We start from the raw sequence: 22,347 nt of genomic DNA on the forward strand, positions 1-22,347 counted from the left end.
CGTACGACTTCATTCCACTTTGGGTGCCTCCACTCTGCGCGGCTGCGGCGGAAATTCTTGTAGCTTGCTTAGAACCTTCAACCGGAAACGGTCTTCTCAGGCAGAATTCCCGCGTCTCGCAAAATGAGGAGATGAGATTGACCTAAACCTTGCAAAGCGTGCTATCCGCCACTTGGTCGACGTCAAATTGAATAGATATTAGCGTGGGTGGGAGTCCGATCGTGAATACTGATACTGGCGAGAAGCAGCCTCTTGACATGCACACTCGCATGACGAGATCTCGCTTGTACATTCTCATAGATTCCTTCGAAAGTGACTTGAGACGCAATATAGTAAATTACGTTTTAGACCACAATTCTGAAGAGGCTGCCCTGGGCGCGGCGTTCGAGAGGGTTGCAGCACGTCGGGATTCCGGAGATGCGGAATCCACCATGTCGATCGTGGAGTTCCTCCATCTGCAGGAAGCGTATGACCTGCTGAACCAACATCGAGATTCCCTTCCAGCGGAACTCGGCAGGGAGCTTAGAGGAAATGTAAGAAACTTGTCTGACTTGGTCGGAATTCGAAACCGGGTAATGCATTCGCGCCCGCTCTCTCCGGGAGATGCAGAGCGGGCGGTAAGTATCTGTCGGCTGTTTGTTACTCGATATTGGCAGTCAACAAAAGAGACGCTAGACCATCTTGCGGCCGACCCACACTGGGAGCCTTCATTCTCGCTGACTAGTAAAAGCTCGGAGAAGGTTCTCCACAATCTTCCGCTCCCCGAGTATGACGAAACGGGACTTGTGGGAAGAAATTCTGATTGTCAGAAAATAATCAAACTTCTGCTCCGGCGTCGGGAGCCGATAACGACGATCGTAGGCGAAGGGGGAATCGGAAAGACTGCTGTCGCCCTTGAAGTCGCATACAGCATCCTGGACCATACCGATTCACCCTACGAGTGTATACTCTGGACCTCTCTAAAGACAGAAAGGTTAACCGCAGATGGTGTAGTACAAATTGCTGGAGCAGCGCGGGATGTTACGGGAGCTGCGCAGAGCTTAGGTACTGCGATTGACGAAAGTTTTACGGGTGGCATTCGAGAGCTCGCCAGTGCACTCGATGGTATCGACACTCTCCTCATAATCGACAATTTGGAAACGGTCAGCGGTTCTGAAGTCGTTGCTCTATATGACTCTCTTCCTGAGAGTGTGACCTATCTCTTCACTAGCCGGATCGGCGTAGGTCAGTTTGAAAGACGCATACCACTTGAGCCCTTGCAGGGTCGAGACGCCGAGATGCTGTTTCGGAACTTCTCGCGCTCAAGAGGAGTGGATCGACTAGCTGTACTTTCCACAGAGACGGTGGCCGAAGTAGTCTCTAGACTTCGTTACAGCCCTCTTGCGATCAGATGGTATGTGTTATCAGTTGAAGTTGGCCGTCAGCCTCTTGAAGCTCTCGCCAATCAAGAAGAGCTTCTCGCTTTTTGCGTCGAATCTGTATATCGCTCACTCGCTGAGGACCCAAAAATTGTGCTCGCAATGCTATTCGCTTTAGATAGAAGTGCCACATATGACGAGCTGGTGGTTTTTGCGGAAATTAGCCCAGACAGACTTCGACGTGCGGTTCAATATTTGCTAAGCGGTTCGATGGTTTCACTTGAGTCGGATATTGAGAATCCGCTCGTATCGCGTGTGCGACTAACAGAGGCGGCGCGGCAGTTTCTGCGAAAGATCAATCCCCCCAACGGAGAGTTGCTCGACCGGACGGCCAAACAGGAGGCCGATTTTCGTAAGTCCGAAGAGCTCCGTAGGGCCGATGAGCAAACACGGCAACTGGCTCCTAATGTAGTGCGGGTACGCTCCAGCCTCGACGCCCCGACGGCTCACCTATTGCGCCTTGCTCTCTTTGCGTCTCGGCGCGGAAATATTGAACAAGCGTTGGAACACCTCGATAGAGCTCGTACTCTAAACCCTGAGTATTGGGAGGTGGACCGGGTGGAGGCATTTATTCATTCAGCTCGTGGACAGGTCGACCAAGCAACAGCAATGTATCGTTCGGCCTTGCGTAGGGCAGAGAACGAGGAATCTCGCGCGATAGTGTCGCACTTTTTTGCCGGTCACCTCGCCCGGAAGGCGCATGATCCCGATCAGGCGCTTGAATTCGCCAAAAGGGCCCATGAGCACTTTGGTTCTTCGGACACGGGTCAACAGTTAGGAGTAATCTTTGTTTGGTCCCGGAGGTTCCAAGAGGGGCAAGAGCACCTCGAATCCGCGCTTGAACTTGCGACTGGGCGCAGTCGACTAATTACTCTTACAGCTTTGGTCGAGTCCTGGCGCAGGTGGGCTGAGTTCCTGATGGATCATCATCGACAGTTCGCAGACGCGGCCAATAAATCATACGCAGGGTTTAGTCTAGGGATTCGCGAGCTTAGGTCCGGCGTGGTTGATCTGAGGCTTGCGGCCGCTGTTTTAGAGAGCGCGGCAATGTTTATTAAGTCGGTGACTGCCAGTGGGGTCTCGGTCAACGACTACGAGCGGCAACTTAAGGAGGTGCTTGGAACGGTCTCGTCTCAGAAAGTGGTATTCTGCGAAACGGCCCCCTGGAAGTACTTTCCAGGTTATGTGGGTAAGCTCTACCGAAGCAGTGCATTGACAACACAACTCCGCATCGTATGCGAGCCGCTGATGGTTCATATCGACGGCGGTAAGCCAACTAGCCCTGATGTGGATTCAGTTAGGATAGGGAAAGTCTGCCAATGGAAGCAGACGTACGGATTTATCGAGCATGCCGACTATCCGAGTAATGTATTCTTCCCCGCTACGGTTATTGAGGGGTTGCCTGAGCGGGACCAAAGGTACACCCTTGCAGGACAATTCGTCCGCTTCACGGTAGAGGATGCTCGTGCGACCGACCGCGTTCGAGCGAATTGGGTATCTCTGCGCGTAGTTGAAGATTCGGGTTGGCTGTCTGAATAGGGGTCATAAGTAGAGTGCACCGTCTAAGGGCGCCTGTTTTGTTCCGGGCAGGCCTCAGGATAGCTCACTGAATGGTTTCCAGGCCTTCTCTTTCGCTTGCGTCCGGATGGACTCTAACCTCCTACGAAATTCTTCGGCAAGCGTCTGTGACGTCATCAGCAGGGGCACGGCAGCGATGATCATCTTTAACTCCCGTGCCTCGCGAAGCACTGTCCAGCCCTCATCGGAGATTACGTCGACTCCGTAGGCCTTTGCGAGTTGGCCATGCGCCTCGCTGGTCCCGAAGCGTGCCGCGCCCACTGCGACCGCCGCCAGATCAACCTGCCATGGGCCGATGCAGGTGGCATCGAAGTCGCAAAACGTTACCCGGCCCATCGGGCCCCGCAACAGGTTGCCGACGTGGGCATCTCCGTGGACCAGTACCTGTTTTGAACGTTGGTTGAGGGCGGCGACCTGCGGTTCCAAGCGGTCACACCACGCCACGAGGTAGTCGTGGTCCGCAGGACTCAGCCCATCAGCATCCGACAGCCGCCGCCGCGCGTCACCGACCGGGTCCCATTCCGGCAGGGCGAACGGTGGCGTGCCGAGAGCGTGGAACTCCCTCAAGGCCGAACCCAGGTCTCTCGCCGTTGGGGCTGGTTGGCATGGTGGGACGTAGGTCCACACAGTGGCAACCAGTTCACCGACTTCGACTGGTTGCTCGATCTCCGGGGCCAGCCGGATCGTTGGCGCGTCGATCTCGGCAAACCACCGGGCGAGCCGCACGACCTTCGCGACGCGGTCTCGTAGGCGATGTGTGCGGGCGATTCGGATGACAAGGCTGGAGCTCGGTAGGGCAAACACGGCATTGTTCGTCAAGTGCAGCAGCCGAGCATCATCGGCTGGTACGCCAAGACCGGCCGTGATCTCGCGCATCGCCTTGGTCATCGCCTCTTGCGAGAAGCGTCCGCTCATACCGTTGCCGCAGCCCGTGCTTTGAGTACGTGCTCAAACTCGGCAACCGCAGAAAGCCGGCGATGCTGTTTGAGGTCACGGCGCAGATTGACGACTCGGTCGATCACGCGGCGCGAGGTCAGCACTCCGGACTGCTCGACTACGCGCGCACCGACGGCGACGGCCCGCTCGGGCTCATCGGCAAGGAAGAGGGCGCTACACAGTCCGATCTCGTTGAGCACCATGCTTCGCACGTTTGCCGGACCGAGGGCGGCGATTGCACCCTCCACGCTCTGCACGGCCTGTTCGGCATGTGTGCCGGCCTGACGAGCGATGTCGCGGTACACGCGACCGTATTGGGCAAGAAGCTCGCCACGGTCGTAAAACGCCAACCACGCTGGTTCCCGCGCGGGTTCGATGCGCTCGAACTGTTCACTAGTGCCGTGGCCACGAACGTTCAGGGTGTCGGTTGACACGCCGTCCGGCCTGTCGGCCGGGCGGCGTTATGCCGGTCAGGCTGTGGCGGTGGCAGAACTTGTACGTGTGCGGCGGCTGAGTGATCAGGAAGGCCAGCAGCTGCTCAGGATCACTCGCCGGGGAACCGGCTCGGCGATCCGACTGCGACGGGCGATGGTCGTGCTCGCCTCGGCCGGCGGGAACACGGTGCCGGCGATCGCCCGCCTGGTCCAGGCCGATGAGGACACGATCCGGCAGGTCATCCATCGGTTCAACGAGATGGGGATGGCCAGCCTGGACCCTCAGTGGGCGGGTGGCCGTCCCCGCCAGATCAGTCCTGACGAAGAGCAGCTCATCGTCGAGACGGCCAACACCCGCCCCGAAAAGCTGGGGCGGCCGTTCACTCGGTGGAGCATCCGCAAGCTCGCCGACCACCTGCGCGTGCACTCGACTCGGCGAGTCCGGGTGGGGCGGGAACGGCTACGGCAGATCCTGCACCGACACCGGATCAGCTTCCAGCGGACCAAGACGTGGAAGGAGTCCAACGACCCGCAGCGCGATGCCAAACTCGCCCGGATCGAGTACGTCAGTGCCCACTTCCCGCAGCGGGTGTTCGCCTTCGACGAGTTCGGCCCCCTCGTGATCCGCCCACAGGCCGGCACCGGGTGGGCGCCCGCGGGCCATCCGCACCGGCTGCCCGCGAACTACCACAAGCTGCACGGCGTCCGGCAGTTCCACGGCTGCTACTCCGTCGGCGACGACCAACTCTGGGGCGTCGTGCGCCGCCGCAAGAGCGCCGCGAACACTCTGGCCGCGCTCAAGTCGATCCGCGCTGCCCGCCCGGACGGGGCACCGATCTACGTGATCTTGGACAACCTGTCCGCGCACAAAGGCCTCAAGATCCGCACGTGGGCGGCCCGGAACAAGGTCGAACTCTGCTTTACCCCGACCTACGCCTCCTGGGCCAACCCGATCGAGGCCCAGTTCGGGCCGCTGCGCACCTTCGTCATCGCCGGCTCGAACCACCCCAACCACCCCGCCCTGACTCGGCGGTTGCAGGCCTACCTGCGCTGGCGCAACACCAACGCCCGCCACCCCGATGTCCTCGTCGCCCAACGTCGAGAACGCGCCCGCATCCGCAGCGAACGCCAACGACGCTGGGGCCAACCCGCCGTCCGCGCAGCCTGACCCCAACACCGCGAACCTTCGTGGTCAAGGCACTAGCCCGGCCGAGGGTGCCCAAAGCGCCCTGATGGTCCCCGAGCGCGGCGACCGACGCGGCCTCCGCGCCGCAGAGCAGAGCACTGATCGCTGGCGTAGCGCGTGGCCCAAGTTGGGCCTGTGCCAGTTGTAGGGTCGCCAGGGCGTCCCGATTGTGTCGCAGGTGCTGCAACTGCTTGGCCTGCGAGTAGCGGATCAGCGCGGCCAGTGGTCCGTCGTCAACGGTTATCGCAGCCCGCTCAGCGGCAACAAAGTGCCGCTGAGCGTCCGAGTGCCGGCCCGCATCGAGCGCGGTCCAGCCAGCCAACTGACGAGAGGCCGCCACCGCAGCCACCAGGCCGGGTGTCAAGCCGGCCGGGTGGGACCAGCCGAGCATGCGGTACACCGACTCCGCGAACCGCGCGATCTCCCGATAGAGCAGACCGCCACCACTCTCACGGTCCACCGTTCTGTATAGGTCCAGCACGGCGTTCACTCGCGCCACGTCGGCACTACCGATTCGACGAGGTTGGACATCGCCAGTTACGCCAACCAGCCCGGCACCCGCCGCCACAGCGGCGATGCCAGCCAGCAGTGCTCGCCTGCCCCCGTCCGGCCCCACGAGACTCGAATGGGCCGAGGTGTCAACCACGATGTGTGGACCACTGGCGAACCAGAGACGTGCCGGTGGAATCCGGAGCAGTGTCGCCCAGTGCGCCAGCCGGTCCAGGTGCACAAGCGCCGGCCCGTTCTCGATCCGGCTCAACTGCGCCTGCGTGATCCCCAACCACCCCGCCACCACGCTCTGCGGCAGCGGGCTCCGTCCGTGGTACGGGTGATTCCGGTACGCCCGGATCACCCGCCCCAGGTGCCGTCCGACCAGCGCCATCCGCACCGGCTCGTGCTCCCAGAACGACTCCGGCACCACCGGCGGCACGCTGAGTCGATCGCGTTCGGCGGCCTGGCAGGGCGCGCACCGGCCGCTGTCGTTGTCGCGGGCCAGGCGTCCGCCGCAGTGGGGACAGTTCGCGTGTGTCACCGGCAACCTCGCTCCACGCGGGTGGCTGTGTCCGAAATCGAGCCTAACCATTCAAACCGTTCCGTGGCGTGTCGGTATGCATGTCACGCATACCGACGCCGCCGAGCGTGACGGTAACCGCCCGCATACCGAGCGTGCATGCCGTCGACGATCACGAGGACATACGGCCACCGGCCACCAAGGTCGACAGTCGGCGTATGGTCCGGGGCGGGTGCTGGGCTCCGGTGGTGCCGCGTCCCCCGACAGTGGCGGCCCGCCGACCCCGCCCGCCCCGGCGCCACTCCACGACACCCGCCCCGGAGGCGCCCACCGATGCCCGCCGTACCCGCCGACGAACGCACGCCGACCACCGAGACGCGACACACGACCGACGAGGCGGCCGACCGGTTCCGGGCGGCGGTGGAGGACCGCTGCCCGGGGTTGCTGCCGGAACGGGACGTCCCGCTGCTGCACGCCTCCCTGCTCCGGCTGCTCGACGGCGGCGACGACCACGCCGGGCGCTCGGCGTTGCTGCGGGCGCTCGGGTCCGCGTACCGCAGCTTTGGGTTGCGGTCCTGGCACGCGGCGGCCATCGGCGCCGCGTTGCTGGCCTCGCCCGGCGTGCGCTGGCGGCGGGCCTGGCGGCTGGTCGAGCGGACCGCGGCCCGGGTGGGTGACGGCCCGGCCTGGTGGGCGGCCGAGGTGATCGGCCACGACCGCGACGTCGACGGCGTCGCGGCGCTGACGGTACGGCCGTGGCGGCGCCTGCCGTTCCGGGCCGGGCAGGCGGTGCCGGTGTGCACGCCGCGCCGGCCGGGGCGGTGGCGGTGGCTGTCGCCGGCCAACGCGCCGCGTGCGAACGGCACCGTCGAGTTCCACGTCCGCGCGCTGGCCGGCGGGTCCGTGTCCGGCGGTCTGGTCCATGAGGTACGCCCCGGCGAGCTGCTCCACCTCGGGCCGCCCACCGACTCCGGCCTGGAGTTGGTCGACGGCGCCGACGATGTGCTGCTGGTGGCCGGCGGCACCGGGTTGGCGCCGCTGCGCGCCCTGGTGGAACAGGTCGCCGCCACCGCGCACCGCCGACGGGTCACGCTGATCGTCGGCTCGCGCACGTTCGCCGACCTGTACGACGCGATCGCGCTGGACATGCTGCAACAGGCCCACGACTGGCTGACCATCGTGCCGGCGTTCTCCGCCGACCCGGAGGCCGAGCCGGGGGAGCGGGGCACCGCGCTCGACCTGGCCGCCTACCACCACCGTCCCGAACAGCACGTGTACGTGTGCGGGCCGCCGGCCATGCTCGCCGCCGCCCGGCGCTGGTTGCCGATCGCCGGCGTGCCCGCCGACCGTTTGCACCTGCCCACGCTCGGGTGCCGCTGAGGGTCGGACCGCAGCGACGAAAATGCATTCCGCAACTGCACCAGGACAGCGTCCTGATTGGAAGTTCCACCGATTGTGCGGGCGCGGGACACATATCGGCATGGCGACAGGGTGCACCCACCCCGGGGCTGGTGATCAGGGAAGACGCCTCCCTATTCTGGCTCGATAGAGGGATTCATCTATTTCCTGCGGGGGTTGTGGAATGGCTTTTCTTTCCGCGTACCGAATGGTGTTGGCCGCCGTCCTCGGCGGCGTCGTGATCGCTCCCCTCGGTGGCTTTCCCACGCCGGGGGTCGCCGCCGCGAACCGCGAGATGACCGACTACCTCGCGGCCCACCCGGGCGGCGTGCCGGTCGGCGCCAACGAGATCAGCTACGGCGACGGGGCGCTCCTGGTCACGCTGCGCGCGCCCGCCGGCACCTACGCGACGGCCGACTGCCCGCTGGGCTGGTACTGCTTCTACGACCGGCCGGACTTCGGCTATCCCCGGGGCAAGCTCTCCGACTGCGGCCGGCAGAACCTCGCCACCTGGCAGTGGCAGTTCCGGGTGGCGTCCGCGCACTACAACATTCCCAGCGGATCGGTCACGTTCTACTACAACCAGACCGCGTTGTTCACGGTCAGTGCCCGCAGCCGGGTGCTCGCCGACGCCGGGCCCGACCGGGACTGGGCCAACTACGTCAACCGTCCCTGTTAGCCGGCTTCGGGTCGGCGCACGGACTGTCGACGATGGTGTCGGTCCACCGGCTGTCCACGAACAGGTAGTAGGCGAGCGTCTCGTCGCCGGCGCCGATCTTCTCGTGGCTGAGCAACCGGCCGGTCCGCTCGTCGAACTGGAGCGTCTCCCGCTGGCCCTCGCCGTTGTCGGCGCTGAGCGCGTGCCCGTCCCGGCCGGCCCGGTCGGGGTAGCTGCCACCGTCGATGATGCCCTCGGTCTCGGCGAGCAGCCACCGCAGCGCCTCCCGCTGCGCCCGGGACAGGGGCCAGAACTGGTGCATCTCGGCGACCAGTTCCAGCGTGCCGGCCGCGTTGCGCAGCTCCGGCGGCTTCCGCTCCAACAGTTCGGCGACCTGCGCACGCAGCCTGGCCAGGTGCTCCGACGGCGCCGGTGGCGCGCCGGTCAGCTCGCCGCGGCCGAGCGTGGAGACCTTCGGCCGTGACCGACGGCCGTGGTCGACGACCTGGACGGTACGCCGGCCGGTCCTCTCCCGGGTCCACCAGAGCCGCTCCTCCCGAAACCGGTCCAGCCCGTCCGAATGGGGCCTCAGGTCGTCCGGGGACCACACCCGCAGGCAGGTGAAGGCGTACCGGCCCGGGCTCACCGGCGCGAACGACGGCGGGACACGCTCGTCGCCACGGCTCGTCGGCGGCGTCTCGGTCCGAACGGACGGGAGCGCCGGCGGGGTGACGTTCCGGTCCGACGAGCCCTCCGCCGCCACGTACGGCACGAGGCAACCGCCGAGCACGACCAACGCGACGTAGACCATGATCCGACGCCTGCCACCGATCCTGGCCCGGTGCCGTGCCCGCGTACCCGGCGTGTGTCCCGGGCCCGGAGGCAGGTGATAGTCCGGCCCGTCGACCCGCGGCCAGGCCACGTCCGGCGGCCGGGGCGCATCGACAGTTGCGACCGGCGGCCGGGGCGCGTCGACAGTTGCGGCCGGCGGCGTCAGCGTCGGGTGATGCTCCGCGCGGTGGGCGTCCAACGCGGACGCGGCCAGCCGCAGGCACCACGACGGGCCCGCCGGCCCCAGGTTGTCGTACGTGATGGCGACGAGCGCGTGGACGGCCAGCGACAGCCGGTACTGCGTGCGCCACTCCGCTCGCCAGCCGCTCCGCTCGGCGTACGCCGTCCCGGCCTCGTAGGTGAGCCGTACGAGATCGGCCAGTGCCCCCGGCAGTTGGCTCGGCGTGCGCGGATCCGGCCGGACCAGATATCGCAGGAGAGCGTCCGCCTGCTTACGCGGCAGACCGGACGGCCACTGTCCGTCCGGGTCGCGCCGCGGCGCCACCGAGGGAAGAAGCAGCGACAGGAGCAGGACGACCGGGTCGCGGGTCAGCGAGGCGCGACTCTCGTACGACTCCAGGTCGACGAGGACGAACCGGCCCGGGTGGAGCCCACCGTCGACGGACTCCGGGATCAGCACGTTGCCACCATGCAGGTCGCCGTGGGCGAAACCCCGGAGGTAGCGGATGGACAGGTCGCCGAAGAGCCCGCCCGGCTCGGCCAGCCGCAACGGATTCGGCAGCATCTCGCCGTCGATCTCCAGCCAGTCCCGGTCCAGGTCGCCGAACCCGAGCCGGTCCACGGCCGACCGGACCGCCCCCAGCGCCTTCGCCGCCGTCAACTCCCGACGGACGTACGCGCGCACGGTGGTGACGTCGGTGGACGGTCCGTGGTCTCCCGCGGGACGGTTCCAGTCCAGGTGCAGGGAGCTGACCACCTTGCCGAGGGCCTCGACGAGGACATCGTCGTCCTCGATCCGGTCCATCGGGGTCGCCCGGTCACCGCCGTTGGCGACGTCCTGGAAGGAGAGGTGACGACCGTCGCCGACCGGATGCCATCCGACGTGCCGCCCGACCATGTGCCGTTCGGCGAAGCCGCCGCCTTCCCGCTTCGCCAGGGCGTGCCGGTCCGACTCCGGCGGACCATCCGCGTCCGCCGGGTGCACCTTGACCATTTTCTTGTGATCTCCGGTGCGTCCCTGGCCGGTCGGCCTCGCCAGGCTGATCGGAAACAGGTAGGCGTCGGTGTAGCCGCGCAGGGGCGCCGCGTGCGGCAGCACAGCGGCGACGCCGCCTTCGTCCGCCGCCAGTTCCCGTAGCGCCGCCCGCACGCGCGGGTCCTGCGGCAATGATGTCGGCGCGACGTCGAGACCTTCGTCCATCGTGGTCGTTGAGCCTTCTGAGATGAGGGTTGAGTGTCGGCTCAAACTACACTAAGTCCCGCGAAGCGGCTGCTAACTGGTTCATTGGCACAAATGACTATCATCGGTAGGGTAACGACTGCCGAGGGGTGACCTGGGTCGGGAGAGTGACGTGACGGACCGGACTGATTCCCTGCTCAGGCGACGTCAGACCGAGCCGGGCATGATGTCGATGCTCCGGGCCATGTCGGTCTGTTACTCCCGGGCCCAACGCCTCGACGGGCTGCGCACGTCGGTCTCCGCCGGAATCGCCGGCGCCGGCGCGACAGTCGCCTTCACCGGCGTGTCGACCACAGTCGTCACCGCGCTCGGCGCGCTGTGGGCCGTGACCAACGCGCTCGGGCTCGCCTCCTGGTCACGTGGACAGCTCCGACGGGCCGCCACCATCCAGGAGATGTTCGACGTTGATCTCTTCGGCCTGCCGTGGAACGAGGTGGCAGCCGGGGAACGGGTCACCGCCCCCGAGATCAGCCGGCTCGACCGCGCGTTCCGGGGCACCGAGCGCTACCTACGTGACTACTACGAGATCCCCGACCTGCCCGCGCCCTACGACGTGCTCGCCTGCCAGCAGCAGAGCCTCGGCTGGGGTGCCCGGCTGCGCCGCCGCTACGCCCACACCGTGCTCGCCGTCGTGGCGGCCTGGGCGGCGACCGGCGTCGTCTACGGGGTGCTGGCCGACCTGACCGTGGCACACCTGCTGCTCGCCTGGTTCGTGCCGTCGCTCGGCGCGCTGCTGCTCGGCGTCGAGATCTACCGGGGGCAGCGCGACGTCGCCGCCGAACGCGACCGGGCCATGACCATCGCGCAGGGTCACGTCACCTCGGCCGCCCGCAACCCCTCCGCGCGCGCCGGTGACCTGCTCACCGTGGCCCGGCAGGTGCAGGACCTGCTCCTCCGCACCCGCTGCACCCAGCCCCGCGTGCCGAACTGGGTCTTCCGCCGATTCCACGCCGCCGACCGGGTCGACTTCCAGTCCACCATGGCCGGACTCGGCCAGGTGCTCGTCGCGCCGGCGCCCGCAACCCGACTCGACGGGTGAACGGGACCGCATCACACGCCGGTCGCCGGTACCGTCCCTCGGGTGCCGCACACCGAAGACCTGCTGGCCGGATTCACGCCGGCCCAGCCGTACACGAAGGATGTCGTCCTGGGCGCGCCCGCCGCGCCCGGCGTGCACCTGGTGCTCGACGGCGGCGTGGTCGCCTACGTCGGCTACACCGGCAACCTGCGCGCCCGCCTGCGGCAGCACCTCACCGGCAACCGCGACTCGTCGGTGCTGCACGAGCAGGTCGGCCAGCTCCTCGACACGCCGGGCCGGGCCGCGACCCGCGACGACATCGCCGGCTGGCTGGGGCGGTGCGAGGTCCGCTGGCAGGAGAGCGACAATCCCGAGGGTACGAAGGAGGCGCTGGTGCTGGCGTTACGTCCCCGCTTCAACCGCCAGGTGCCGAGGTCGCGCTGACTGATCGGAGATCTACTTCAGTTCACGAAAGACTGAGGGGGTCGGCGGTCGAGCACTGGCTATTCTGAGTGCTCGATCCGTGACTCTGAGGAGTTGGTGATGGCTGGTCGATGGCAAGCGGAACCGGCCGCGACATTCGCCCGGCGGCTCGGGCGGTCCGCCGCCGAGCTGGACATCCCGGATGCGTGACCTCCTGCGGACGGCGTCCGCGCGACCACTGAGCCTGCCCGAGTACGAGGCCGACTTCTACGCCACGGTGGAGACCGTGGACGGCGTGATCCTCAAGACCGAACGGCTTCAGACGTTCCGCGAGCCGGGCAGCCCGAGCTGGGAGGCGTTCGCCGCTGGCCGCTGGGACGAGGCGTTGCGGATCGCCGCCGAGCCCAACCCCGAGCTGGCGCAGTTCTTCGCCCGCCTCGACGGGATGAGGTCCGGGCTGCACCGCCTGCGGATCGTGGAGCTGCCCCTCACGCCGTACCTGATCTGGGAGCTGAACTTCCTCCGCTTCCGCGCCGAGGCGGGGGAGCGGATCGGCGTGCTCGACGTGGAAGCCGTGTCAGACCTTGAGGCGGATCATGGCCGGGTTCCGGAGCTGATGGTGGCCGGCAGCCGCGCCGTCTACGACGTTCGTTACGACGACGCGGGGGTTCCGGTCGGCGCGGAGAAAATCGTCGAACCCGAGATCGTCGAAGTCTGCCGGGCACAGGTCCGCGCGTTGCTCGACCGCGCCGAGCCGTTCGACTCTTTCTTCCGCCGGGAGGTCGACGGCAGAACGCCTGCGGCCGTGCACCAGTAATCAGCGCCATGGCGGGGTGGCGCAAGCCCGCTAACGCTGCTGCGGGCGCGCCTCTCGCAGCGCGTCGACCACCGCCGCCCACCGGCTCGGCGTCATCTCGTCCGGCGCCCGCAGCACCTCCCCGTCGTGCACCACCACCCCCGCCTCTCGCAACAACCGCAGGTTCGGCGCATAGGCGGGATGCGCGGCCAGCGCGGCCTTGACCCGGGGAAACACGTGGACCGGCAGCCCGGTGCCGAGCAGCTCGTTGAGGATGCCCAGGGCCAGCGTGTCGCTCGCCCCCGCGGCCCACTTGTTGAGCGTGTTGAAGGTGGCCGGCACGACCGCGGCGGCGTCGGCCGGCGGGTGTGGCTCGGGGTCGCCGGGGCGACGCCACTCGACCCGTACCTGATGACCGGTCTGGTCGGCGAGCGCGTCGCGGTCGAGCCAGCTCGCGGCGGTCGGGGTGGCGATCAGGCAGACCCGCCAGCCGTCGGCCGCCAGCAGCTCGGCGAGTTCGCCGATCCGCTGGGCCGGGGGAGCGGCACAGACGATGAGGTAGAGCACCGGCGCTTCATCACTCATGCCCGCAGTCTTACCCGGCGCGTGTTAAGAAGGGGCCCCGCCTATACCGAATGCGTTAAGAAGGGCCCCCGCCTTGCACGTGGTGGAGAGTGTGCTGCGCGATGTGCGCGAGGGTGCGCACCGGGGGGTGGTGGTCGACTCGCCGCCCGGCGCCGGCAAGAGCACCCTCGTGGTGCGCGCCGCCGTGGAGACCGCCGCCACCGGTGCGCCGCTGATGATCGTGGCGCAGACCAACGAGCAGGTGGACGACCTGATCGACCGGCTCGGCCGGAAGGCGCCGGAGCTGCGCGTCGGCCGGCTCTCCGCGACCGACTACCAGCCCACCGGGCGGGTGCGGAACCACCCGGCGGTCCGGGTCGCGGCGAAGGTCGCCGACCTGGGCGGGCCGGCGGTCACCATCGGTACGGCGGCGAAGTGGGCCACGGTCACCGAGGGGAGCTGGCCGTGGGCGATCGTGGACGAGGCGTACCAGATGCGCGCGGACGCGCTGCTGCGCGTGGCCGGGCGGTTCGAGCGGGCGCTGTTCGTCGGCGACCCGGGGCAGCTCGATCCGTTCTCCACCGTCGAGACCGCCCGCTGGACCGGCCTGACCTGGGATCCGATGCAGTCGGCGGTGGCCACGCTGCTGCGGCACAACCCGGAGTTGCCGGTGCACCGGCTGCCGGTGTCGTGGCGGCTGCCCGCCTCCGCCGCCCCGGTGGTCTCCGCCGCGTTCTACCCGTTCACCGGGTTCCGCGCCGGCACCGGGCCGGCCGACCGGGCGTTGACGTTCACCGAGACCGGCCCGGGTGACGGCTACGACGCCTCGGTCGAGCTGGCCGCCGCCACCGGCTGGGCGTTGCACGAGCTGCCCGCGCGGCACACCGTGCGTACCGACGCGGAAGCCGCCGCGGCCTGCGCGGAGCTGGCGTTGCGGGTGTTGCGGCGCGGCGCGGTAGCGGTCAGCGAGGCCGCGCCCGGCGGCGCGCCGGTGACCGCGGACCGGATCGCCGTCGGGGCCGCGCACCGCGACCAGGTCGCGGCCATCCGGTCCCGGCTGGGCGCGGCCGGCGCGGGCATCACCGTGGACACCGCCAACCGCCTCCAGGGCCGGGAGTACGACGTGACGATCGTGCTGCACCCGCTCTCCGGGCGGCGCGACGCGACCGCGTTCCACCTGGAGTCGGGGCGGCTGTGCGTGTTGGCGTCCCGGCACCGGCACGCCTGCGTGGTGGTGGCCCGGGCCGGCATCGGTGAGCTGCTCGACGCCTACCCGTCGACCGAGCGTGTGCACCTGGACGTGCCGGTGAAGTTCCCGGACGGCTGGGAGGCCAACCAGACGGTGCTCACCCACCTGGACGCGCACCGGGTCTGAGTACGGACACCTGGGTACGCGCACGGGTCGGAAGCGACGGGCGGGCCGGCCGGGCGGTCCGTTCGGATCTTCCGGCGGGGGCGGGCGGTGGGCAGGATGGCCGGGTGCATCCTTACGACCCGTACCAACAGCAGCCGCCGTATGCCGCGTACTACCCGCCGCAGCCAGAGGAGGACGGGATCAACTGGTCGACGGTCCTCTGGGTCGCGGTGCCGGCGCTGCTGGTGATCCTGTGCTGTGCCGGGTGCGTGGTCTCCGGGTTCGCCGGGGGGTTCATGGAGGGCTTCCAGGAGGGCTACTCGTCGTCGTAGGCCGGCGGGTCGCACCCCGACGGGCGCGGCTGGCGGCGGTGCGTTAGACAGGGATCATGACCGCGAGTGTGCTGACCTGGCTGGGTGGGGCCGTGGTGGCGGTGGCCGCCGGGTTCCTCGCCACGCTGCTGCCCCGGCGCCGGGCCCGGGACCGGAGCCGGCGGGTCGCCTGGTCGTCGGCGCGGGCGGCGATCGACGACGCCGCCGTCAGCCGGGACGCGGCGACCGCGCCGGTGCCCGAGGCGGAGCGGCTGCTGGCCCGCGCCGAGATGCTCGCCGCCGCGCGTGGCGGCGGCGCGGACGCGGCGCGGGAGGCGGCCGAGCACGCCCGCCGCGCCGACGACCTGTGGCGGGCCGGCCGGTGAGGGTACGCCTGGAGGTGCTGCGCTGGTCGCTGCTCGTCGTCGCGGCGGTCGTGCTCGTGGTGTTTTTGGTGGCGCAGCGGCAGAGCGTCGAGGTCAGCTACGGGCAGTCGCCGTCGACCGCCTCGCTGCCCGCGGAGGGTTCCGCCGGGGAGTTGAGCGACGCCACCGTGCCGTCGGTGGCGGAGATGACCGCGATGGTGGCCGCCGATCCGGTGGTCCGCCTGCCCGGCGCGGTCGCGCGCTGGGACGAGGCGCGGGTCCGGGCGGCGGTCGGCGACACCCGGATCCTGGTCGCCCCGCCGGGGCTGGACGAGGCGGAACGCCGGCGGGTGAAGGACGTGGAGAACGCCGAGATCCGGATCGTCGGCACCGAGGTCAGCGGCGGTCTCTACCTGGCCACGTCGGACGACCTGCCGAGCTGGCGGTCACAGTTCGCCACCGGCGACGTCACCAGCCAGATAGTCACGCTGCTCGCCGCGTTGCACAAGCAGCCGACCCCGCCGGACCGCGACGACCTGCGCTGGCGGGACCCCACCGCCGCCGAGTTGGCCCCGGTGACCGCCGCGCTGCGCGCCACCGGCCGGTACGCCGCTCCCGGCGCGACGCTGCCCCGGCTGCCGGAGAAGACCGCGAAGGAAGCCTTCCCCGGCGACGCCTGGTTCGTGGCGCTCCCGATCCAGCCGTACGGGGCGCCGTTGCCCGCGTACGGGCCGGCGCTGCACCGGCTCGCCCCGGACCGGCCGCTCGTGGTGATGTACGGCGGCTGGATCGAATACCACGGCCCGGGCGCGGCGGAGTTCGCCGAGGTGGCCGGCGCGAGTTTCTACGCGCAGTACGCCGGCCGGCTCAGCCGATACGACTATCCGCAGCTCAATGTGCTCGGCGCGTACCTGGCCCGGGTCACCGACGTGCGGTACGCGGGGCTGTTCGACAGGCCGCTGCCGTACCGGCCGTTGGATCCGCTGCGGGTGGCGCTGCCGGCGCTGCCGTGGCTCTTCGCCGGCTGCGTGGCCGGGTTCGTGGTGCTGTCGATCCGCACCGTGCGCGGCGCCGGCCGGGGCCGACCGGGCGATGTCGGGCCGGGCGGCACCCCGGCCCGACTGGCCGGGCTCTCCGCGCTGGCCGTGGAGTTGTCCCTGCTCACCGACGCGCGTACCGACCCGGCGCTGGTGCGGGGCGTCGGCCGGCTGCGGTCCGCCCGGTCCGCGTTCGACGACGGGCTGCCCGACAAGCACGTACGCGGGCTGCTCGCCGGCGCGGAGGCCGAACTGGACCAGGTGGCCCGGGACGTGCGGATGCCCGGCTACCGGCCGGACGTCTACCTGCGGGGGAGGCTGTCATGACCGCGGTCGCGCGCCGGCTGCTCGGCCGGCTGGTCGGCAGCGCGTTCGGTCGGGCGGTGCTCGCCTGCCTGGTGCTGGCCGGTTGGGCGCTCTGGTCCGGTGGCCTCTTCGACGGGCCGGTCGCCCGGCAGGTGCGCGCCTCGTCGGTCTACGCGGCGCCCGGCGTCGACGTGGACCGGGCCGCCGCCGAACGGGTCATCGGCAACCGGCGGCTGGTGGTGCTGATGATGGCGCCGGGGGCCGACCTGCGCGAGGTCTGCGACGACACCGAGCGCGCCACCGGGGGCACGCTGGTGCTGGCGATGAGCCGCGACGACGACGACTGGGACACGTACGGCTGCTCCCGCGTCGGCGGCGACGGCCCGCGTGACATCGGCCGCTCGATGGTGGCGGAGACCGTGATCAGCCAGGGGGCGGACGCGTTCGTGGACCGGCCGGTCGAGGCGCTCAAGGTGATCGTGCTCAACTACGACCGGCTGGTCCGCACCGGCCTGATGCCCGACGGCGGGCGGACCATCAGCCCGTCGCTGCCCCGCTACCTGCTGGCCGGCGGCGCGATCGGTGGCGTGGTGGCCGGCGCGGCGGCGCTCTGGTTGGGTGGCCGGCGAGCCGGTCGGCTGGCCGACGCGCGGCGGGCCGGGCGGGACGCGCGTGCCGACGAGCGGGCCGCGCTGAGTGCCGCCACCGCCGTCCTGGCCCAGCAGATCATCGACCTCGACCGGGCCGGCGGGCCGGGCGGTCGGGCGTACCGGCGGCTGGCCGGCGACTACGTCGGGCTGCTCGACGAGGTGTCCGAGTCCGACGGCGACGCCGTGGGCCGGCTGCGCGAGCGGGTCGAGACGTTGAGCCGGCGGGCCGCCGACCTCGCCGCCGAGCCACCGGCCGCGCGAGCGCCGCGCCAGCGGACCGGCCGGACGGTGGCGAAGACACGCGAACGGGGCCGGCGGTGACCCGCCGACCCCGTCACCGGTGCGTCGTCAGCGACCGGCGCCGACCACCGTGGCGGCCGGCCAGCTGTCGCTGAAGACCTGGGCGGACGTCGCGCTGCGGGCCGCGAAGCCGAACAGCGAGTCGACCCGGGCGGCCTCGGCGGAGCTGGGGTACGGGTTGGTGCAGCCGGTGCCGGCGGAGCCGCCGGACATCAGGATGGCGCAGTTGCCGTTGTAGTTGTCCGGCAGGCCGAGGATGTGGCCGATCTCGTGCGTCATGATGCGCAGCGGGGAGTACTGCTGGGCCTGGTAGTAGTCGATGACCACGCGGCCGTTGCCCAGGCTGGTGCGCTGGGCGTACGACCCGCCGCCGTAGGTGTAGTAGATCATCAGGTTCGACCCGCACTGGGCCATGTTGATGTTGTTGGTGTAGTTGTTCCAGATCGATGCCGCCTGCACCGCGTAGCTGGCGAACGGGCCAGCCTGGCTGGTGTTGTAGCAGACGTTGCGGACCGCGGCGGAGGCCGGTGCCGGGTTGACGGCGACCGCGCCCAGCGCCGTCAGCGTCACGGCCGCGAGGGTGGCGAGGATCCGGGACAGCTTCGGCGTACGCATGGTTCACACTCCTGGGGGATGGGGGGTGTGCGGGAACGCCGACAGCCTATAGATAGGGATCCGTCGATATCAAGTGTTACAAGGAGGGGCCCCCGCTTAACGTCTCCGGTATAGGCGGGGGCCCCGCTTAACACCTCAGGTGGCGGCGTGCGGGTCGGCCGCGTTCAGGGTGGCGACGACCTGGTCGTAGTCGCCGCGCGCCTCCGCGTGGCGGAGGAACTTCACCCGCTCGACGTGGATCTCGGTGGCGTCCGGCTGTGCCTCCAGCAGCGCCACCACCTCGGTCACGAACTCGTCCAGTGGCATGGCGAACTCGCTGCTCTCCTGGCCGGGCAGCAGCCCGGTGCGCACCGCCGGCGGCACCAGCTCGACCACCCGTACGCCGGTTTCGGCGAGCTGGAGCCGGACCGACTCGCTGAGCATGTGGATCGCGGCCTTGGAAGCGTTGTAGCTCGGGGTGACCCGCAGCGGCACGAACCCCAGGCCGGACGAGACGGTGACGATGGTGGCGTCCCCGCGTTGCCGCAGGTGCTCGACGAACGCGCCGATCAGCCGGATCGGACCGAGCACGTTCGTGGTCACCACCTCCTCGGCCGAGGCGAGGAACGTCTCGGGCGAGCGCCAGTCCTCGACCCGCATGACGCCGGCCATCGCCACCAGAACGTTGAGGTCCGGGTGCCGGGCCAGCACCGCCTCCGCCGCCGTGGCGATGCTCGCCGGGTCGGTGGTGTCGATCGGGACCGTGTCCAGGTCGGGGTGGGCCGCGGCGATCTCGTCGAGCAGTTCGGTACGCCGGCCGCCGACGATCACCGTGTTGCCCCGGTCGCGCAGGGCGAGCGCCAGGGCCAGGCCGATCCCGCTCGTGGCGCCCGGGATGAAGATCGTGTTTCCGGAGATGTCCATGTGATCAGCATGGCCCAGCCGCCGTGGTCGGTGCAGAGATCAGCGATCGAGGGATCGCGGATCCCTGGATGACGCGGCCGGACGGCGGATACTCGGACCATGGACCGCGTTGCCCTGGCCGACTTTCTCCGTCGCCGCCGAGAGGCGCTGCGCCCCGGCGACGTGGGGCTGCCGGAGGGTGCCCGACGGCGGGCGCCCGGGCTGCGGCGGGAGGAGGTCGCCGCGCTCGCCGCGATGTCCACCGACTACTACAGCCGGCTGGAGCAGCGGCGCGGCCCACAGCCGAGCCCGAACCTGCTCGCCGGGCTGGCCCGGGCGCTGCGGCTGACCGGCCACGAGCGCGACTACCTGTTCCGGGTCGCCGGGCACAGCCCGCCCGAAGCCGTCGCCACCGCCACCCACGTCGCCCCGGCGCTGCTGCGGGTGCTGGACCGGCTGGCCGACACGCCGGCGCTGATCCTGTCCAACCTGGGTGAGACGCTCGTGCAGAACCCGCTTGCCGCCGCGCTGCTCGGGGACAACTCCGGCCACACCGGGCCGGCCCGCAGCGGGATCTACCGGTGGTTCACCGACCCGGGGGAGCGGCGGCGCTACCCGGCCGAGGACCACGACCGGCAGAGCCGCGCCCAGGTCGCCAACCTCCGCGCCGCGTACGGGTCGATGGGTCCGCGGTCACGCGCCGGTGAACTGGTACGGGTGCTGCGCGCGGCCAGCGCGGAGTTCGCCGAGCTGTGGGAGCGGCACGAGGTGGCCCAGCGCTTCGCCGACCACAAGACGCTCATCCACCCGGAACTCGGCCCGATCGAGCTGGACTGCCAGGTGCTCTTCACCGAGGACCAGTCGCAGGCGCTGCTCGTGCTGACCGCGCCGCCGCGCAGCGAGGGCGCGGAGAAGCTCCGGTTGTTGGCCGTGCTCGGGCACGAACGCTTCCCCGTCTGAGCGGTGCGACGCCCCGTGCGGTGACCCGGGCGTGCGTGCGGTAACCCGGCCGTGCGTGCCACGCCCCGGGGCGTCCCATGCCGCGACCCGGGCACAGGAACGCTATTCACGCCGCCGGGAATCCCCGATTTTGCTGTCAACCTCCCGTCACGCCTGGTGTTCAACTGATCTTTTCCGGTCGATAACGTCGACCCACTGGGCGTCGACGAAGGGCCGACCATGAACGACAACGGACACCCGTTCGATCGCCGGCGACTCCTCGCCGGCGCGGCGGCGGCCTCGGCGGTCACCCTGACCGGCCTGACCGTCGCCTCCACCACCGGCACCGCGGCGGCGGCTCCGGCCCGCACCGGAACGCCGTTGCTCACCCGGGACCGGATCGCCGCCGCCGTGCTGCGCTCACCCGGCGGCTCCGCGTCGGCGGTCGGCGTGCAGGCCGACTTCCACGCCCGGCTCGCCGTGTGGCTGGCGTTCTGGTCGGCGAACTCGCCGCGCACGTGGAGCGCGCCCACGCAGGTGGTCGCCCGGATCGAGCCGGCCGGCGACGCGCTGGTCCTGCACGCGATCCGCTACCGACGCGACGACGAGACGTACGCCGGGTTCGCCGCCGCCCGGCGCGACGCCGCGCACCTGGCCACGCTCGCCAGCCTGCACCACCACTTCCCGAGCGTGCGGGTCCGGCCGGACGGCACGATCCGGGTCGGCGACGGCCCGGCCGGGTTCACCGGCGCGCCGGAGCAGATCGCCTTCGCGGTCGCCGCCTGCCGCGAGCTCTGGGGCGACGCGGCGGCCACCGCCGGGCGCTGGCCGGAGCACGCCGGCCGGGTCCTCGCCCGCGCCGGCCAGCCCGCCGACGCCGCCTCGCACGCCGGCTGGGCGGCCTTCACCCGGACCAGCCTGCGTCGCGGGCTGGGCACCGAATCGTACGAGTGACCGGAGGTAACACGATGGCCCGCAACGAGTTCCGCTTCGTGGTCGACGGCGTCGACCTGACCGCAGACCAGCAGACCCTGATCGCCGGCGAGATCCAGAAGGCCGGCCTGGCCGCCCTGCGTACCGCAAACGCCAAGCTCGTCAACCCGCTCACCCTCGGCCACGGCAACCTGAAGCTGCGCCCCGAGTGGTACGGGCTCTGGGTGCTCGACGGCGTGCTCGCGCAGGATCTCGGCCAGAAGATCAACGACATCGGGTTCTGGATCCAGCGGTGACCGACGTCGCCCCGCCCGCCGGCCCGCCGGAGCGGATGTGCCCGAGCACCCCGGCGTCCAACGCCACCGTGTTCCTCGGCATGATCACTCCGGCGGGCCGGGTGGCCTACGTGACGCCCGCGGTGCCGGCCGAGGTGGCGCTCGCCGGTGTCGACGACTCCGCCGGGCCGATCGAGTCGCGGGTGCGGCTCGCCGGCCCCTGCGTCACCTCGTCCTGCGGTTTCTGGACCGGCTCGCACTGTGGTCTGGGCGCCCGGATGGCCGCCTCGTACGCCGAGACCGCGCCGCCCGCCGAGGAGACGCTGCCGAGGTGCGCGATCCGGCGTACCTGCCGGTGGTTCGCCGAGCAGGGGCCGGCGGCCTGCCCGGCCTGCTCGCACGTGGTCACCGACGCCCGCCTCCCTTGACCGGCCGTTCACACTGGACACAACTCCCGTCACAGACGGATGGAGGACGTCATGCGCTGGCTCATCGTCATTCTCGTCGTCGTGGTAGTCCTGGTAGCCCTGGCGATCTGGCGCCGACTGCGACGCAGTGCGGCGGACCCGGCCGGCCGGGTCCGCGACCTGGCGGCGTCGGCCGAGGCGCGCCGCCGGCTCGACGACCACCGCAACCCGACCGACGGCAGCAACCTGCGCAGCACCGGAGGCGGCAGCCTCTGACGCCCACCGCGGTGTCGGCGGCCCT

General features: G+C 69.6%; 22 protein-coding genes and 1 pseudogene. 17 read left to right on the forward strand and 6 right to left on the reverse strand.

Going from position 1 to position 22,347, the window contains the following annotated elements; translation table 11 throughout:
- Positions 1–431: 431 nt before the first annotated feature.
- Positions 432–2,957, forward strand: coding sequence for a hypothetical protein (locus tag O7613_RS00635; RefSeq protein WP_282291423.1), 2,526 nt, complete (start codon positions 432–434; stop codon positions 2,955–2,957).
- Between the two features lie 54 nt (positions 2,958–3,011).
- Here the strand turns inward: O7613_RS00635 and O7613_RS00640 are convergent, their stop codons facing one another.
- Positions 3,012–3,911, reverse strand: a complete 900-nt coding sequence (locus O7613_RS00640; protein ID WP_282291425.1) for an aminoglycoside phosphotransferase family protein — start codon at positions 3,909–3,911, stop codon at positions 3,012–3,014.
- Positions 3,908–4,318, reverse strand: a pseudogene (locus O7613_RS00645) (XRE family transcriptional regulator); the annotation flags it as partial. The gene O7613_RS00640 and the pseudogene O7613_RS00645, both read right to left, overlap by 4 nt.
- 97 nt (positions 4,319–4,415) lie before the next feature.
- Between O7613_RS00645 and O7613_RS00650 the strand changes: the two are divergent.
- From O7613_RS00650 to O7613_RS00665, 3 genes are all read left to right on the forward strand, one after another.
- On the forward strand, positions 4,416–5,534 hold the full coding sequence (locus O7613_RS00650) for an IS630 family transposase (RefSeq protein ID WP_282291427.1): 1,119 nt from the start codon (positions 4,416–4,418) through the stop codon (positions 5,532–5,534).
- 1,363 nt (positions 5,535–6,897) lie between these two features.
- Entirely contained in the window at positions 6,898–7,944 is a 1,047-nt protein-coding gene (locus O7613_RS00660; RefSeq protein WP_282291428.1) for an FAD-binding oxidoreductase, read from the forward strand.
- Positions 7,945–8,146: 202 nt separating this feature from the next.
- Positions 8,147–8,641 carry a hypothetical protein gene (locus O7613_RS00665; protein WP_282291430.1) on the forward strand — a complete coding sequence of 165 codons (495 nt, stop codon included), beginning with the start codon at positions 8,147–8,149 and terminating at the stop codon, positions 8,639–8,641.
- Here the strand turns inward: O7613_RS00665 and O7613_RS00670 are convergent.
- Positions 8,625–10,832 carry a hypothetical protein gene (locus O7613_RS00670; RefSeq protein ID WP_282291431.1) on the reverse strand — a complete coding sequence of 736 codons (2,208 nt, stop codon included), beginning with the start codon at positions 10,830–10,832 and terminating at the stop codon, positions 8,625–8,627. The two genes, O7613_RS00665 and O7613_RS00670, sit on opposite strands and share 17 nt — an antisense overlap.
- Positions 10,833–10,983: 151 nt before the next feature.
- On the opposite strand from O7613_RS00670, the gene O7613_RS00675 reads away from it, so the two are divergent.
- The 3 genes from O7613_RS00675 to O7613_RS00685 all read left to right on the forward strand — a co-directional run bounded on the left by O7613_RS00675 (position 10,984) and on the right by O7613_RS00685 (position 13,129).
- Positions 10,984–11,910 (forward strand): S-4TM family putative pore-forming effector, encoded by a 927-nt coding sequence (locus tag O7613_RS00675; RefSeq protein WP_282291434.1) that lies wholly within the window; start codon positions 10,984–10,986, stop codon positions 11,908–11,910.
- Between the two features lie 42 nt (positions 11,911–11,952).
- Entirely contained in the window at positions 11,953–12,333 is a 381-nt protein-coding gene (locus O7613_RS00680; protein ID WP_282291436.1) for a hypothetical protein, read from the forward strand.
- Between the two features lie 181 nt (positions 12,334–12,514).
- Complete coding sequence (locus O7613_RS00685; RefSeq protein ID WP_282291437.1) at positions 12,515–13,129, forward strand: DUF6879 family protein; 615 nt, start codon at positions 12,515–12,517, stop codon at positions 13,127–13,129.
- Between the two features lie 30 nt (positions 13,130–13,159).
- Here the strand turns inward: O7613_RS00685 and O7613_RS00690 are convergent, their stop codons facing one another.
- Positions 13,160–13,693, reverse strand: coding sequence for a flavoprotein (locus O7613_RS00690; protein WP_282291439.1), 534 nt, complete (start codon positions 13,691–13,693; stop codon positions 13,160–13,162).
- 91 nt (positions 13,694–13,784) lie between these two features.
- Here O7613_RS00690 and O7613_RS00695 point away from each other — a divergent pair, with 91 nt between their 5' ends.
- The 5 genes from O7613_RS00695 to O7613_RS00715 all read left to right on the forward strand — a co-directional run bounded on the left by O7613_RS00695 (position 13,785) and on the right by O7613_RS00715 (position 18,016).
- Positions 13,785–15,047: an AAA family ATPase gene (locus tag O7613_RS00695; RefSeq protein WP_282291441.1), complete on the forward strand. Its 1,263-nt coding sequence runs from the start codon at positions 13,785–13,787 to the stop codon at positions 15,045–15,047.
- 104 nt (positions 15,048–15,151) lie between these two features.
- Entirely contained in the window at positions 15,152–15,358 is a 207-nt protein-coding gene (locus tag O7613_RS00700; protein ID WP_281584726.1) for a hypothetical protein, read from the forward strand.
- A gap of 56 nt (positions 15,359–15,414) precedes the next feature.
- Positions 15,415–15,723: a DUF6403 family protein gene (locus O7613_RS00705; protein ID WP_282291444.1), complete on the forward strand. Its 309-nt coding sequence runs from the start codon at positions 15,415–15,417 to the stop codon at positions 15,721–15,723.
- Complete coding sequence (locus tag O7613_RS00710) at positions 15,720–17,066, forward strand: hypothetical protein (RefSeq protein ID WP_281584724.1); 1,347 nt, start codon at positions 15,720–15,722, stop codon at positions 17,064–17,066. The genes O7613_RS00705 and O7613_RS00710 overlap by 4 nt, the downstream gene beginning before the upstream one ends.
- Positions 17,063–18,016: a hypothetical protein gene (locus tag O7613_RS00715; protein ID WP_282291446.1), complete on the forward strand. Its 954-nt coding sequence runs from the start codon at positions 17,063–17,065 to the stop codon at positions 18,014–18,016. The genes O7613_RS00710 and O7613_RS00715 overlap by 4 nt, the downstream gene beginning before the upstream one ends.
- A gap of 27 nt (positions 18,017–18,043) precedes the next feature.
- Here O7613_RS00715 and O7613_RS00720 read toward each other — a convergent pair whose 3' ends face one another.
- Both O7613_RS00720 and O7613_RS00725 read right to left on the reverse strand, forming a co-directional pair.
- Positions 18,044–18,610, reverse strand: coding sequence for a snapalysin family zinc-dependent metalloprotease (locus tag O7613_RS00720; protein WP_281584722.1), 567 nt, complete (start codon positions 18,608–18,610; stop codon positions 18,044–18,046).
- Positions 18,611–18,745: 135 nt separating this feature from the next.
- Complete coding sequence (locus tag O7613_RS00725; RefSeq protein WP_281584721.1) at positions 18,746–19,513, reverse strand: SDR family NAD(P)-dependent oxidoreductase; 768 nt, start codon at positions 19,511–19,513, stop codon at positions 18,746–18,748.
- A gap of 99 nt (positions 19,514–19,612) precedes the next feature.
- On the opposite strand from O7613_RS00725, the gene O7613_RS00730 reads away from it, so the two are divergent.
- The 5 genes from O7613_RS00730 to O7613_RS00750 all read left to right on the forward strand — a co-directional run bounded on the left by O7613_RS00730 (position 19,613) and on the right by O7613_RS00750 (position 22,322).
- Positions 19,613–20,452, forward strand: a complete 840-nt coding sequence (locus O7613_RS00730) for a helix-turn-helix transcriptional regulator (RefSeq protein ID WP_282291448.1) — start codon at positions 19,613–19,615, stop codon at positions 20,450–20,452.
- Between the two features lie 219 nt (positions 20,453–20,671).
- The gene (locus tag O7613_RS00735; RefSeq protein WP_282291450.1) at positions 20,672–21,385 is read left to right on the forward strand and encodes a hypothetical protein; all 714 of its coding nucleotides are present in this window, start codon (positions 20,672–20,674) and stop codon (positions 21,383–21,385) included.
- A 14-nt stretch (positions 21,386–21,399) separates the two neighbouring features.
- Complete coding sequence (locus tag O7613_RS00740; protein ID WP_281584718.1) at positions 21,400–21,660, forward strand: hypothetical protein; 261 nt, start codon at positions 21,400–21,402, stop codon at positions 21,658–21,660.
- On the forward strand, positions 21,657–22,067 hold the full coding sequence (locus tag O7613_RS00745; RefSeq protein WP_281584717.1) for a hypothetical protein: 411 nt from the start codon (positions 21,657–21,659) through the stop codon (positions 22,065–22,067). The genes O7613_RS00740 and O7613_RS00745 overlap by 4 nt, the downstream gene beginning before the upstream one ends.
- A gap of 51 nt (positions 22,068–22,118) precedes the next feature.
- Positions 22,119–22,322, forward strand: coding sequence for a hypothetical protein (locus O7613_RS00750; protein ID WP_281584716.1), 204 nt, complete (start codon positions 22,119–22,121; stop codon positions 22,320–22,322).
- Positions 22,323–22,347: the final 25 nt, after the last annotated feature.

This window comes from Micromonospora sp. WMMD975, from assembly GCF_029581215.1.
In the GTDB taxonomy this organism is placed as follows: Bacteria; Actinomycetota; Actinomycetes; order Mycobacteriales; family Micromonosporaceae; genus Micromonospora.

What these genes read in the sequence shown, in the direction of transcription:
- O7613_RS00750 (WP_281584716.1), top strand. Translation starts at nt 22,119, where the DNA reads ATGCGCTGGCTCATCGTCATTCTCGTCGTCGTGGTAGTCCTGGTAGCC.
- O7613_RS00705 (WP_282291444.1), top strand. Translation starts at nt 15,415, where the DNA reads ATGACCGCGAGTGTGCTGACCTGGCTGGGTGGGGCCGTGGTGGCGGTG.
- O7613_RS00670 (WP_282291431.1), bottom strand. Translation starts at nt 10,832, where the DNA reads ATGGACGAAGGTCTCGACGTCGCGCCGACATCATTGCCGCAGGACCCG.
- O7613_RS00635 (WP_282291423.1), top strand. Translation starts at nt 432, where the DNA reads ATGTCGATCGTGGAGTTCCTCCATCTGCAGGAAGCGTATGACCTGCTG.
- O7613_RS00730 (WP_282291448.1), top strand. Translation starts at nt 19,613, where the DNA reads ATGGACCGCGTTGCCCTGGCCGACTTTCTCCGTCGCCGCCGAGAGGCG.
- O7613_RS00640 (WP_282291425.1), bottom strand. Translation starts at nt 3,911, where the DNA reads ATGAGCGGACGCTTCTCGCAAGAGGCGATGACCAAGGCGATGCGCGAG.
- O7613_RS00725 (WP_281584721.1), bottom strand. Translation starts at nt 19,513, where the DNA reads ATGGACATCTCCGGAAACACGATCTTCATCCCGGGCGCCACGAGCGGG.
- O7613_RS00660 (WP_282291428.1), top strand. Translation starts at nt 6,898, where the DNA reads ATGCCCGCCGTACCCGCCGACGAACGCACGCCGACCACCGAGACGCGA.
- O7613_RS00735 (WP_282291450.1), top strand. Translation starts at nt 20,672, where the DNA reads ATGAACGACAACGGACACCCGTTCGATCGCCGGCGACTCCTCGCCGGC.
- O7613_RS00690 (WP_282291439.1), bottom strand. Translation starts at nt 13,693, where the DNA reads ATGAGTGATGAAGCGCCGGTGCTCTACCTCATCGTCTGTGCCGCTCCC.
- O7613_RS00740 (WP_281584718.1), top strand. Translation starts at nt 21,400, where the DNA reads ATGGCCCGCAACGAGTTCCGCTTCGTGGTCGACGGCGTCGACCTGACC.
- O7613_RS00665 (WP_282291430.1), top strand. Translation starts at nt 8,147, where the DNA reads ATGGCTTTTCTTTCCGCGTACCGAATGGTGTTGGCCGCCGTCCTCGGC.
- O7613_RS00685 (WP_282291437.1), top strand. Translation starts at nt 12,515, where the DNA reads ATGCGTGACCTCCTGCGGACGGCGTCCGCGCGACCACTGAGCCTGCCC.
- O7613_RS00715 (WP_282291446.1), top strand. Translation starts at nt 17,063, where the DNA reads ATGACCGCGGTCGCGCGCCGGCTGCTCGGCCGGCTGGTCGGCAGCGCG.
- O7613_RS00720 (WP_281584722.1), bottom strand. Translation starts at nt 18,610, where the DNA reads ATGCGTACGCCGAAGCTGTCCCGGATCCTCGCCACCCTCGCGGCCGTG.